10 protein-coding genes are annotated in these 12,775 nt (G+C 53.5%); 4 read left to right on the plus strand and 6 right to left on the minus strand.

The features are described 5' to 3' along the window. Window positions 1-263: 263 nt before the first annotated feature. Window positions 264-884, minus strand: a complete 621-nt coding sequence (locus C173_RS32935) for a lysozyme inhibitor LprI family protein (RefSeq protein WP_051478147.1) — start codon at window positions 882-884, stop codon at window positions 264-266. A 234-nt stretch (window positions 885-1,118) separates the two neighbouring features. Here C173_RS32935 and C173_RS17995 point away from each other — a divergent pair, with 234 nt between their 5' ends. Then, window positions 1,119-1,955, plus strand: coding sequence for a TrmB family transcriptional regulator (locus C173_RS17995; RefSeq protein WP_063830927.1), 837 nt, complete (start codon window positions 1,119-1,121; stop codon window positions 1,953-1,955). Next, entirely contained in the window at window positions 1,952-3,202 is a 1,251-nt protein-coding gene (locus C173_RS18000; RefSeq protein WP_155991533.1) for an MFS transporter, read from the plus strand. The genes C173_RS17995 and C173_RS18000 overlap by 4 nt, the downstream gene beginning before the upstream one ends. Window positions 3,203-3,326: 124 nt before the next feature. Here C173_RS18000 and C173_RS18005 read toward each other — a convergent pair whose 3' ends face one another. Both C173_RS18005 and C173_RS18010 read right to left on the minus strand, forming a co-directional pair. Next, window positions 3,327-3,791, minus strand: coding sequence for a phage tail protein (locus C173_RS18005; RefSeq protein ID WP_036727054.1), 465 nt, complete (start codon window positions 3,789-3,791; stop codon window positions 3,327-3,329). A 24-nt stretch (window positions 3,792-3,815) separates the two neighbouring features. After that, window positions 3,816-4,301, minus strand: coding sequence for a GyrI-like domain-containing protein (locus tag C173_RS18010; RefSeq protein WP_036727056.1), 486 nt, complete (start codon window positions 4,299-4,301; stop codon window positions 3,816-3,818). A 97-nt stretch (window positions 4,302-4,398) separates the two neighbouring features. On the opposite strand from C173_RS18010, the gene C173_RS18015 reads away from it, so the two are divergent. Continuing rightward, a complete protein-coding gene (locus C173_RS18015; protein WP_036727057.1) occupies window positions 4,399-5,361 on the plus strand; it encodes a helix-turn-helix transcriptional regulator in 963 nt (320 codons plus the stop codon). 222 nt (window positions 5,362-5,583) lie between these two features. Here the strand turns inward: C173_RS18015 and C173_RS33390 are convergent, their stop codons facing one another. Then, window positions 5,584-9,090: a glycosyl hydrolase 53 family protein gene (locus C173_RS33390; protein WP_063830928.1), complete on the minus strand. Its 3,507-nt coding sequence runs from the start codon at window positions 9,088-9,090 to the stop codon at window positions 5,584-5,586. A gap of 209 nt (window positions 9,091-9,299) precedes the next feature. On the opposite strand from C173_RS33390, the gene C173_RS18025 reads away from it, so the two are divergent. After that, entirely contained in the window at window positions 9,300-10,475 is a 1,176-nt protein-coding gene (locus C173_RS18025; RefSeq protein ID WP_051478148.1) for a serine hydrolase domain-containing protein, read from the plus strand. Window positions 10,476-10,643: 168 nt separating this feature from the next. On the opposite strand, the gene C173_RS18030 is transcribed toward C173_RS18025, so the two are convergent. Both C173_RS18030 and C173_RS18035 read right to left on the minus strand, forming a co-directional pair. Further along, the gene (locus C173_RS18030; protein WP_051478149.1) at window positions 10,644-11,555 is read right to left on the minus strand and encodes a glycerophosphodiester phosphodiesterase; all 912 of its coding nucleotides are present in this window, start codon (window positions 11,553-11,555) and stop codon (window positions 10,644-10,646) included. Window positions 11,556-11,801: 246 nt separating this feature from the next. After that, a complete protein-coding gene (locus tag C173_RS18035; protein ID WP_036727059.1) occupies window positions 11,802-12,572 on the minus strand; it encodes an endonuclease/exonuclease/phosphatase family protein in 771 nt (256 codons plus the stop codon). Window positions 12,573-12,775: the final 203 nt, after the last annotated feature.

Below are 12,775 nucleotides of genomic sequence, written 5' to 3' on the forward strand. Positions count from 1 at the left end.
AATCAATTTAGAAATCAGGGGAAACTTGTGCAGATGCTCTCCTAGTTGTCTTCCAGCTTGAGCTTGAGCGCTCCCGCCTCCTTTCCTGGTAACATTCATATGGAGCGTAACAAATAATAGGGATCCGTTCTGCTCAAAAAAAAGCACTTTCAGCCTAGAATCGACTTTTATAACGGGTAACCCCTAATCCATTCATTAATCAAACTAACGTCAAAAAAACAGCGCAGCGGACCTCCCCATTGGAGAGTCACTGCGCTCTCTGATTACTTCATATACAACTCCACCAGCTTATAACAACGTTCCTTCGTCACGGAAGCCAAGGTCGCCGCGTACTCCAGCCCCTCCATCGTTCCGCCTTTATACTTGGCAGCCGCTTCCTCTGCGGCCTTATCCCGTTCCTTGATCCAGCTTAGCTGCTCCTCTTTCAGTTTCGCCATATCGGCTTCGGGAAGCTGCACTTTAAGCGCCTGGTAGATTTCATTCAGCGCCTTGTCCCAGCGCTCATGCTCCTTGGAAGCGGCTTCCTTCATATCAGTCATGACCCCACTGTCTGACATTGCCTTCAGATCGCTAAGGCCCTCTTCAATCTTATCCAGCTTATCAAAATACGTCTGCCGCTGCGAATCCCCCGCCGCACTGGCCTTCGGCGTGGCTTCCGGTGCGGTCGTCTGCGCTGGTGCCTGTGCCGTTGCATCCGGTGCAGGCTCTGCGGTAGCCTCAGCTGCCGGCTCCGGCGTAACCTCGGGTGTAACCTCAGGGCTTGCCGTCGCTGCTTGTCCGGTCTCTGGAGTAGCCGCCGTACCGCCATTTGCCGCCCCGTTATTGCCGCAGCCAGCCATTAACAGACTGGAGATGAGCATGGTAGTCAGAATTGCTTTTCGCATAAGTCCTCATCCTGTCATTGGTTTATAGTCGAGACTCTCTTGCATATCGGCTTTTAAAGCCGTCTTGAGAGTTATTACCTGATTTCACCCGACTGTAATCATTTTTGTGAGACGCTCGGTGCTGCGGACGGACGCGAATTGCTGCTTGACAGCACTTTGAGATCGGAGTAGTATTTTGAAATACTTCTACATACAACGAAGCAATACTTACTTTCACAGAAAGGCGGTTCACCCATGATTGAAGCATTACGCAAGCTCGGCTTATCCGATCTGGAAGCCCGCTGCTACCTGGCGCTACACGGCCAGCCGCCCTCCTCGGGCTATGAGGTCGCCAAGCAGGTGTCCGTGTCCCGGTCCAATGTATACGCCGCGCTGCGCAGTCTGGTCGATAAAGGAGTCTGCCGGACAGTCGAAGGCGAGCCGGTGACCTTCGCTGCCATTCCGGTCCGGCAGGTCGTTAAGCTGCTTCAGGCGGAATTTGAGCGCACCGCCCACCTACTGGAGAACGAATTGGGCCACCTGCCTGCTGTACCGCCCTTCTTCAGCAACTGGAAGGGAGATGCTCAGGTGAATCTGGCGGTAAAGCGGCTTGCTGCCAATGCCAGCGCAGAGATTCTGGCAGATATCTGGGCGGAGGATCTGCACCGGATAGAAGACACACTGCTTGCCGCCGAAGAACGGGGCATTGCCGTCCACCTGATGGTGATAGGTGACATACCTACAGCGCTGTCGCGTGTCACTGTGCATAGTGTTCCGGCAGGCGGGCCGAAGGCCGCCCGGAACTTCTCGCTCCTGCTGGATAAGGAGACCTCGCTTCTGGGCAGCTTCACCCGCCATTCGCAGGCTTCGGCGCTGGAGAGCAACCATCCGGCTGTGCTGGATGTGCTTCAGACGTCTTATTATCACGATATCGTGATGATGCGCATAGAGCAGGATTTCGCCGCGGAGCTGGAGGCGCGTTACGGCAAGAATTACGCCTTAATATTCCAGGAACACCCGGAGATGCGCGGGCGGAAGCCGGCCCCCGAATCTGAACCCGATTCTAATCGCTTGGAGGATGACACCCATTGAATACACTGAATACATCGAATGCGAATACTCCACGCTCGTCTGTACTGCATAACCGCTCATTCCTGCGCCTGTGGATCGCGCGGATCTTCTCCACCAGCGCCTTCCAGATGCTGTCGGTGGCGATTGGCTGGCAGATGTATGCGCTGACCGGCAGCGCCTATCAGCTTGGACTGGTCGGGCTGGCCCAATTCCTGCCCATGCTCCTGCTGACATTGCCTGCCGGACAGACGGCAGACCGCTATGACCGCCGAACCATTGTGTTCCTGTGCCAGCTTACAGAGTGCCTCATCGTGCTGCTGCTTGTCCTCGGCAGCATCGAAGGCTGGCTCAGCGCAGTCCACCTGCTGGCAGCCGCAGCAATCCTTGGCGCGTGCCGTACCTTCGAGAGTCCGGCCTCGGCGGCGCTGGTCCCCGATATCGTGGACCGTGAGCAGTTACCTAAGGCAGCGGCCTGGTCTGCGTCTGCTATGCAGACGGCAATGATCGTCGGCCCGTCCCTCGGGGGTGTTCTCGTAGTCTGGGGTACGGCTGCCGCCTATATCGCCTCGCTTGCCGCCCTGCTGGTATCTACGGTGCTGATCTTCTTCGTCAAGACTGTTCATTTCGTCAAGAAGCTGGACGCGGTCAGCATGGACACCTTCCTCAGCGGCCTGCGGTTTGTCTTCGCCCGCAAGATTATCCTGGGTACAATCTCGCTGGACTTGTTCGCTGTACTTCTTGGCGGGGCCACGGCATTGCTGCCGATCTTCGCCGAGGATATTCTGAAGACCGGCTCGCTCGGTCTTGGCCTGCTGCGCTCCGCCCCGGCGGTAGGCGCGATCATCGTCTCACTCATCCTGACCCGCTATTCGGTGGAACGGGCCATCGGCCGGATGCTATTCGCCTCGCTGGTCGTCTTCGCCCTGGCCACGATGCTGTTCGGCATCTCCCACAGCTTCTGGCTGTCCTTGTTCGCGCTCGTTCTGATCGGCGGCTCGGATGTCGTGAGTGTCGTTATCCGCTCGACACTGGTGCAGGTCAATACGCCGCAGGAGATGCAGGGCCGGGTGAACGCAGTGAATTCGTTATTCATCGGTACCTCGAACCAGCTTGGCGAATTCGAGTCCGGCACGATGGCCGGGCTGGTCGGAGCCGTGCCTGCAACCGTGATCGGCGGAGTTGGTACCCTGATTATTACCGTGCTCTGGATGTACCGGTTCTTCCCGGTCCTCCGCACCCAGAAGACGTATACAGCGGAGGAGATTTGAACGATACAAGGGGCTGCCAGATTGGCAGCCCCTTATGGCCGTTCAAGAATGTATATGGTTTTGGGGCCCCCGCAAAGGTTCTGAATAGACTCCGAAGCTTAACTTCACTTTGTGGGGATTTTTATTAGTACTCGCCCTTAATCACAAAAAACGAACCCCGGATCGTTCCAGCCAGCTTCGACTTTTGCCGCGCGAACTTGAACTTGTCCGCCAGCTCCGCCGGAACTTCCATCCCCTCGGAGAGCTTGAACCCGACCGCCCGCTTCTTGGGATCATCCACCGTGTACATTACGTTAAGCGCAAGGCCATCCTCATAGAAAACGTAGGCGAACCTGATATTCTCCACCTGAAACTGCGACGTTTGGAGTGGCTTGGCAGCAAACTCAAGACCCCGCTCCTTGCTCAGAATCCCGTTGACGTAATCCAACGTCTCCTGGCTTTCACTGGCCGGAACGACTGTGAATTCATGCTTATACTTGTTCATGAAATAACGCGCCTCATTCGCACGTAATCCCGCCAGCGCTTCAGCAACAGGCGATGACTCCAGACCTTGCACAGACACTTCTTTGAAATCCACTGTATATGGCATAGTTACTTATCCTCCATTACATTTTTAATTTCTGACTACAGGAATCCACATTTCACCATACAGCGAGCCGTCCCGGCTGCCCATCTCCACAGCCGTATTCGGCCCGCCCACGTAGGCGTATCCTTCTGCTTGCGGCAAAGCTTGTCCGAAGGCCAAGCCCGTCAAAGTATTGCTTAATTCCTCCGTTGTCGCTCCTTCGCCTGCCACTACGAGGTATTCCCCCTTCGGGAATTGAATCACCCGGGCTTCCTGCGGAATCTGTGCGGCTGCACCTGCCATTACCCCGGCATAATGCATCATCTTGCCGTTCACCGCTTCGTTCACCACAAACACATAGTCATTCGCCGCAATCCCTTTTAACAAGTCGAGCCTGCCATCTTCACTAACCGCCTGCCAAAAATCCATCTTCTCCTTATAAATACCGGCATAGTCCGTGTAATCACTCTTAAGATCAACGCCCAGACCAATCACCGTAAAGCTGTCTTTTTCTTCAATAGTATACCCTGCCATTGTTATATCCCGCCTTTATTCATATTTGTGTTCCTCACCTGCTATGTATATGATAACCTTGAACCATGTCAAAAAATGAACCTGTTTAGGAGCCGCGATGAAAAAAGTAGAACGGATCAACATCATCATGCGGTACATTAACAATCGTGCCCATTTTACCCTGACGGAAATCATGCGGGAATTCAATATTTCGCGTTCGACCGCCCAGCGGGATATCCGGGAGATCGAGGCGCTCGGGATGCCGCTGGTTGCAGAGGTGGGCCGGGATGGCGGGTATTCCGTTATGCGTAACTCTCTTCTTCCCGTGGTCCGGTTCACGGATAATGAGGTCAAAGCGCTGTTCATTGCCTTCATGGCGACAAGAAACGGCCAGCTTCCTTATCTCAAGAGCCGCCAGTCGCTGACGGAGAAATTACTGGGGCTCATCTCGGAGAATCAGCAGGAGGATCTTGTTCTACTCAATCAGATCCTGCTGTTCGAGGGCACCCACCCGGGCAATCCTGATCTGCTGGACCTGTCCGATCTCCCCCACCCTATGCTGGACAAGCTGATCCGGCTCCTGCTGGCGGACCCTTATCTGTTCATCACCTGCCGGGAAGACCAGAAGGATATCTCTTATGCTGTGTATCTTTTACGTCTCTACCAGGAGAAAAGCCTGTGGCTCATCGAGGGCTTCGACCTGCACGCCTCCAGGAAACGGATCATCCCGGTTGATCAGCTAACGGATGTCATCCCCTACCCGGGCTCCGACAGGCCAAGCGCCAAAAAAATTAAGGAGAAGCTGAGCAAGCAGCAAGTGAAGAACAACCTTGTTCTGGAGCTCGGTCCCCGCGCCATTGCCCAATACCGGAAATATCACCCGTTCAGGGTGGCGCTGTCCTATACTGACCCCTACCAAACTACCGCTATCCTGAAAATGGAAGTCGAGGCGAACCGCACGGAGGAGCTGAAGGAGTTCACGAATTGGCTGTTATTCTTGGGCGATGACCTTAAGGTGAAGGAAATGCCGGATGAAGTAAGGGAGGAGCTGCAAGCTAGAGTAGATCTTTTTTGTACTTAGGAAGCGCACGGCCCCCTACTGTTGCGTTCGCCGCGACCCATTGTAATCGGTTTTCCGACTACATTTGGCACGTTCGCCCTCCCTCGCCCCAATGTGTTCGGTTTTCCGCCTACATGCGGCCCGGCTCCTTCGTAATCGAACTTTCCCATGCCAGTAAAAAGAGCAGCGCCCCCAAACCAGGAGAATCGCTGCTCTACTTCTACTTCTCTCTAATCCTTCGGCTTACAGATTAAGCAGCAAACTCAATACCTTCGCACACTCTGCGCGCGTCGCATTGGCCTGGGGCTTGAAGAATCCGTCCGGAGTCCCCGTGATGAAACCCAGTGAACCGGCGGCACTCACGGCGTCCTTAGCCCAGCTGTCAATCTTGGCGGCATCGGCAAAAGCAGGCAAGGAACCTGCCGGCGCCTTGCTTCCAGAGCGCAGCTCGTAGGCTCTCACAAGCAGCGTTGCCATCTCTTGCCGCGAAATACGCGACTCGGGGGCGAACTTGCCGGCAGAGTCCCCTTTGACGATTCCGGCTGCAAAAGCGGCGGCCACATCGCCCGAATACCACTTGCTGCTGTCTACGTCAGCGAACGAACGCAGGCCTTCCGCCTTCAGCCCAAGGGCACGGACAAGCATCGTAACGAATTCGGCCCGGGTTACTTCTCTCTTCGGTGCGAAGCGTCCTTCCCGGTCGCCCTCGATAATATGCTTGGCAGCCATCTCTTTTATCACTGAGTAGGCCCAATCCGCCGGAGTCACATCTGCAAAGCTCTTGTCATACTCCAGTACAGCATAATTGCCGGATTGCCGTATCTGTGCAGTCAATACGGACGATTCCCAGGTTCCGCCTGCATATTCAAGCGTTCCATCGTCTGCGGCCGCATAGACACCTGCAAGCATCGGGTTCCCGTTCTCCTGAACCTTCAAGCGAAGTGTAACAGGTTCCGCGAACGAGACCAGCGGAGTCTTAACTCCCTGCTGATTCAGCACAGACAGCCTGAGATTGAACATTTCTCCGGCTGTTCTCAGTTCAGCTTCACTCTTCTTATTAGCCTGAAGTATCCAGGCTGTCTTCTGCTCTGGGGACCTTGGCTCAAGCAGGATAGACATCATCGAGCCCTTCTGCTGCTGTCCTGCCAACGCTTGAAGCTGCTGAGCAACCTTGCCTGGAATCTCTACAGCCACTGTCTTGCCTTCCACCTTCAGAGCGGCTATTCCCTTAAGGGCCACAGCGTCAGCGGGAATTCTTACTTCGCTCTGCCCTTCAGCCATTGGAATCACAATCTGGTTCTGGGCATTCACCTTCGGCTCAGTTACAGTCAGAATCTCCGGCTGCGGCGTAGCTTGTGGTGCAGCTGAAGCTTGTGCTGTTGCCAGCGGAGCTGTCCAGCCTGAACCGGAGCCCGTTCCTGGTGCCGTAGTCGGGCTTGGTGCCGGGCTGGCTTCCGCACTTGGCGCGGGATTCTCTTCCGGAGGTGTCACCGGCTCTGTGACCGGGGGTGTTACAGGCTCCGTTACTGGAGGTGTTACCGGTTCACTCGGTTCACTTGGTTCGCTAGGAACCTCAGGTGTAGTTGTGCTATTGCGCACGAAGGTCACCTCTTGCAGATAGCCGTAATGATTATCCGAGTCTGTGAGGACTTTGAAGCCCAGCGATGCGCTGCCGTCTTCCCCAATGTGCACATGCTTTAGCGTCAGAGTCCGGGGCTTCAGCCAGGCGCTGCCTGAATAGGTAACCGGCACCGAATACGTCTGCCCCTCGGAGATCACATACATTACCGAACCGGGAGAAGGTTCACCCTTGTCCCCGAAGATTTTGGCCTGGAGGGTATAGGTTCCGGGCTCCAGTCCGGTCATTTCATGAGTAAGGCTGAAGTTAATCGGCTTGTCATCCCCGTAATCGAAGCCGCCTGAAGCATTGCTGTCTCCGAAGGTAGCGGGCTTAGTGCCGCTCAGATACCAGTCGGACTTAGAGCCGTTCACCGTGAGATTATTGGTGCTGACAGATCCGGCTTTTTTGACCAGCTTGAAATCATCAATATTCCCCCACTTGTCTCCAGCGTATTTCAGATTAGCGCCTAGTGTCAGCGTTCCATCTGTAACTTCAACGGTATCGATGGTTGGATTACTCCATTGCTGCCAGCCTGTGTTGACGAACGGCTGCTTCTGATTACCCGCAAAAATCTCTGCCGTTTCTTCCCCTCCCCCGCCCGAGACCCAAGCGGATAACTGATAGGTACCATTTTCAAGTCCGGTGACCGTCTGGGAGATTTGGAATTCCGCAGCCCCTGAGCTCCAGTAGTGCAGTGCAGCCGAACCGGAATGGGCATCTGACTCCACATTGACCGCCGCGCTATCGCCGCTTACGGTCCAGCCGTTCAGCCCGTCCTCGAAGCCTGGATTCTGAATGAAGCTTGTGCTTGGCGAGACTGTGATCTCCGTTGAATCTGTAAATCCGCCGTCATACGTAACCGCAGTTACTGTAGAGGTCCCGGCAGCAAGCCCGGAGATGGTTCCTTTATACTTGTCTACCTTGACGATGGCTTCATCAGAGCTGGTGAAGGTTAGCCCCTTATAGGTTGCATTCGCCGGGCTGATTGTTGCCTTAACGCTGCCGGTTCCGCCTACTTCTAGGATAGCGGTCTGCTTCTCAACTTTTACAGACTGAACTGGTACCCGGTTGATTGCCGAAGCACCGTCGATAAAAGCATCCATCGCGAAGGAAGGCTTCCCGTCCGGGTTCCAGGCAGACAGCCCATAGCCGAAGTAGACGCCCTCGGGTGCCCAATAGAACACACCTGTTCCCTGGCCTCCAGGTACAGCCTTCACGCCATCCTGCACAGCAACTAGCATGTTGTATACATTATCCACATTCTTGCTCACATCGCCGCCAACCTCGACGACCATGACCTCCTTGCCATATTTTGCAGCCAGAAGATTCATGTTGGAGGATAGTTCATTAATAGAAGAAGTGTAGATAGAATCCGGGTAATAAGATAACCCGATAATGTCATAATCACTGTCTTTAAGCCCTGCCTCGACCAGACCTGCATAGAACGGATCTACACCGGTGTCTGCCCCGTTGGCTCTATGAATAATGATTTTGGTCTCAGGAAAAAGAGCCTTGGCCGCATGTGATCCCGCCTGGATCAATTCCACCAGATTCGCAGTATTGCTATAGCTGCCCAGCGGATGCATCATCCCGTTATTAATCTCATTGCCAATCTGCACCCACTCGGGGGTTACCCCCGCAGTCTTCAGCGCTTGCATCACCTCTGTGGTGTACTCTGAGACATGTGCTTTGAGCTGCTCCAGATTATCACTGGCCCAGGCGGCCGGAGTAACCTGCTTCCCGGGATCGGCCCAGGAATCACTGTAGTGCAGATCGACCATCACCCTGAAACCGAGAGCGCTTACACGGGAGGCCAGCGTAACCATCTCTTCGATGCTGTTATGGCCGTTGATCGGATCATCGGATGGATTGACAAAAGCCCGGAGGCGTATCGAATCGATTCCGTGATCTTTTAGAATCTGGAGAAGGTCCTCTTCGTCTCCCTGATCGTTATAGAATTTGTAGCCCTCAGCTTCCATTTGCGGCAGCCAGCTGACATCTGCGCCCTTAGCGAAGGATTGCGGAATCGGAACCGCTCCAGCTTGTGCCGGTAATCCAAGTGCAGTCAGCGACATGATTAGCATTGTAAAAGTAAGAACCGCCGCAAGCCATCTTGTTCTCTTTTTCAAAATATTCCCTCCCTGTATTAGTCTCACCGTTAGTATAGATGACCAGGAAGGTAACATTAAATTAAGCGAAGCAACGAAAAACTATACTTATTCAATTTTTTCACTGAAATGCGCTTACATTTCACTCTGAAAGACGTATAATATTCTCTATGTGAAATGCTATTCACCCTGGAATATAGATAACGGATCATACCAAAGGAGACCTAGAGATGCTGGATTCAAACACTACCCGTCTAATCACCAAAGCGCTGAGCGCAAGCATTGCCAATAAGGAAATCGCCGGTGCGAACTTCATGGTGATTCAGGACGGACAAGAAAGCTGGTATCACGAAGACGGCTATGCCGATATTGAAGCTGGACGCAAAATGTCCAGAGATTCGATCTTCCGCCTCTACTCGATGACGAAGCCGGTTACTGCCGCAGCCGTTATGCTGCTCATGGAGCGCGGGGAGATCGACCTGTTCGATCCGGTCAGCCAGTACATACCTGGATTTAAAAATCAGAAGGTGGGGAAAAACGGGGAGCTTGTACCCGTAACTCGTGAGGTTGATATTAACGACCTGCTGAACATGACCTCCGGTCTGGTCTACGGAGGAGCCGACCTGGCTGGTCAGTATGCGGAGGCGTTGTACCAGGAACTGAACAACCGCCTGCTTGGAACGAACCCGATGAGCACCCTAGAATTCGCTAACCGGCTGGGCGAAGGCCCGCTGGCCTTCGACCCGGGAACATCCTGGCAGTATGGAACCTCTGCGGATGTTCTCGGTGCATTAGTTGAAGTCGTCAGCGGCATGCGGTACGGCGAATTCCTGCAGCAGGAGATCTTCGGTCCGCTGCAAATGAACGATACCGGCTTTTGGCTGCCCGAAGACAAGAGAGAGGGGCTGGCCTCTGTCTACCAGGATGATGGTGAAGGCGGATTGATACCCTTTTCGGAGAGTCCTCTGGGCGTTAATCATCATATGGACCGGGAGGCGGCTTATGAAGCAGGCGGGGCCGGGCTGGTCTCGACGATTGAGGATGCTGCCAAATTCACCACCATGCTGATCAATCAGGGCAGCTTGAACGGGGTGCAGCTGCTGAAGCCCCGCACCGTTCAGTTTATGACCTCGGCCAGCTTGACCAGCCCGCAGCAGCAAGGCTTCAATCCCTGGCATTCGCTGCAAGGCTATAGCTACGGCAATCAGATGCGCATCCTGACCGATCCGGGTCAAGCCGGAGGGCTCGGCAGCCTGGGAGAATACGGCTGGGACGGCTGGCTGGGAGCTTATTTTGCCAATTGTCCGCTGGAACGTCTGACCATCCTGTTCATGATCCAGAGAAAGGACTCCGGTACCCTGCCCATTACACGCAAGCTGCGGAATATCGTGTTGAGTGCATTTTAAGCGACGAAGCTGTATGAATTCACTAAATTTGAGAAGCTGGAATTAGGTGCTTCCAGAAATAGATGATTTTCTCCACCTGCTCCTGAACAAAACAGCCCTCTCCAGGGAACAGTTGGAAAAAGGGTACTTAATATACTGTTTTTCCACCTAAATGTGAGAGATCCACTCCTACCATTTGGCATTTGCCCTGTTGGCGGCAATCACTTCAAGGAAGCGGTCGGGATAATTCGTATGCACTCCGTCTACTCCCCAGGAGTAAGCTTTATCCATATTGAGCTGGTAGTTCACCGTATACGGGATGATCTTGAGCCCCGCCCGCTTCACTTGAGCCACATAAGCCCCGCTGATTCCCTGGAAATTCGGGCTGATGCCTACGGCATAGGTCTTCACGGTATCCAGATAGGACTGAGTCACCCTCGTAGCCGCATAATCATTCCATACCAGCTGGTATAGCGGAATATCCGGGTTAATCGCATGAAGCTGCCGCAGACTGGCTGCGCTGAAGGAGTGAACGGACACCCTTTTGGCGAGATCATATTTCAATATCGTATCATTCAGGATCGCTTCGATCCCGAACTTCGATGCAGGCTCCTTGATTTCGATCATATAGTTGATGTCCTTGCCGAATGTCTCGAATACTTCTTCAAGCGTTGGGACGGTAAGCCCTGTGTATAGATCTCTGGCGAACATCGGGTAGTCCTGATTGAACCAAGAGCCTGCATCGAGCTGCCTGATCTGCTCCAGGGTCATATTTTTCACAAAACCTTTGCCGCTCGTGGTACGGTTAACCGTCTCGTCATGAATCACAACAGGAATCAGGTCCTTGGTCAAATGAATATCGAGCTCAATCGAGTCGGCACCCATCTCACGTGCCAGCTCAAAGGCCGGTATCGTGTTCTCGGGAGCATAACCGGATGCGCCGCGATGGGCAATCGTATAGACTTTGTCCGCCGGCTCGATCATCTCCTTCACCTTCACACGGATGACCGGAGAATACGCGTACAGTGTGGAGAACAAGGAAATACACAATACAATGTGCACTCCGATAAAATAACCCTTATGTCTGAATATCCTCATCATGCTGTTGTCCCCATTTGTGTGTGATAATAAGATACTCTATTCAAAATGGGCTAGCCGTGACTCCTCAGAGTGTTTGGGCTTCCATCATGAAGCTTATCTATCGTATCAGACATTTATCGCCTAAACAATCCACTGCCCCCATATCTCCATGTAACGCAAAGAAACCAGCCTCCTTGAGGTCCGGTTTCTTTGTGTTAGGGGAACAGGCTCTGCAAGCCCCGAGTCACTGCGCTAAGTTTCGCCCCGTTAGATTTCCAGAGTTGCGGTAACAGGATAATGATCCGAAGGGTATTTGCGGTCGAAGCTGTCGGTTACCGTCCGGGTCTTCAGTATCTTCACCTGCTTGTCCGTAAAAATATAATCGATCTCCTCAAGTTCATCCCACGGAATATCGTAGCGGAAACCGGTGAATGTCCCCCAGGGGCCATAATGGGCATCAACCGCTCTGCGGGTATCGGTCAGCTGCGCTGTAATCTCCCGGTAGCATCGTTCGTCCGGTATAGCATTGAAATCCCCTGTCAGTACAACCGGCAGATTCCCGCCCTGATTACGAATCCAGTCCAGAATCTTCAGCGCACCGCGGTATCTGGCCTCCTCACTGATATGGTCCAGATGGGTATTCACAAAGTGAATCCTATTCCCGTTTCTTGTGTCCTGCAGCCTCACCCAGGTGCAGATCCGGTTGTAATCAGAGCCCCAGGACTTGGACGGAACCTCCGGCGTCTCCGACAGCCAGAAAGTGCCTCCGGCTTCCTTGGTGAATACCGACTTGTTATAAAAGATCGGACAGTGTTCACTCTCAGGATCATGATCACGGCTGATGCCTTCCACCTCATAATCCTCAAGTGCCGCCAGATCCCGCAGCTGATTGCCCCGCGCCTCCTGCAGTCCGAACACGTCCCAGCGGTAATGCCTAATCAGGCGCAGCATATGCTCCTTGCGGAACGCCCAGCCGTTCTCTTCGTCTGACGGAATATCCAGACGGATATTAAAGGAAGCCATTTCGTAAGTACTCATCGCTGTTCTCTCCTCCATAATTGTAGTCGTTATAATTTCTCACACTGTTACATATTGAAGTCTATAATTCTTCCGGATGCTGCGCAACCGCGTATTCCGGGCAAAAGGCACCGCACCCTTAATAAGAGGCCACTGAAAAACTAGCCTTTCTTAGAAAAAGTAAAAAAACGTATTTAAAAGACGACGTTATTCGGTTTCTCCGA

Source organism: Paenibacillus sp. FSL R7-277 (assembly GCF_000517965.1).
Classification (GTDB): Bacteria; Bacillota; Bacilli; order Paenibacillales; family Paenibacillaceae; genus Paenibacillus_AQ; species Paenibacillus_AQ silagei.

What these genes read in the sequence shown, in the direction of transcription:
- C173_RS18010 (WP_036727056.1), bottom strand. Translation starts at nt 4,301, where the DNA reads ATGGCAGGGTATACTATTGAAGAAAAAGACAGCTTTACGGTGATTGGT.
- C173_RS18015 (WP_036727057.1), top strand. Translation starts at nt 4,399, where the DNA reads ATGAAAAAAGTAGAACGGATCAACATCATCATGCGGTACATTAACAAT.
- C173_RS18030 (WP_051478149.1), bottom strand. Translation starts at nt 11,555, where the DNA reads ATGATGAGGATATTCAGACATAAGGGTTATTTTATCGGAGTGCACATT.
- C173_RS18005 (WP_036727054.1), bottom strand. Translation starts at nt 3,791, where the DNA reads ATGCCATATACAGTGGATTTCAAAGAAGTGTCTGTGCAAGGTCTGGAG.
- C173_RS18025 (WP_051478148.1), top strand. Translation starts at nt 9,300, where the DNA reads ATGCTGGATTCAAACACTACCCGTCTAATCACCAAAGCGCTGAGCGCA.
- C173_RS18035 (WP_036727059.1), bottom strand. Translation starts at nt 12,572, where the DNA reads ATGAGTACTTACGAAATGGCTTCCTTTAATATCCGTCTGGATATTCCG.
- C173_RS17995 (WP_063830927.1), top strand. Translation starts at nt 1,119, where the DNA reads ATGATTGAAGCATTACGCAAGCTCGGCTTATCCGATCTGGAAGCCCGC.
- C173_RS32935 (WP_051478147.1), bottom strand. Translation starts at nt 884, where the DNA reads ATGCGAAAAGCAATTCTGACTACCATGCTCATCTCCAGTCTGTTAATG.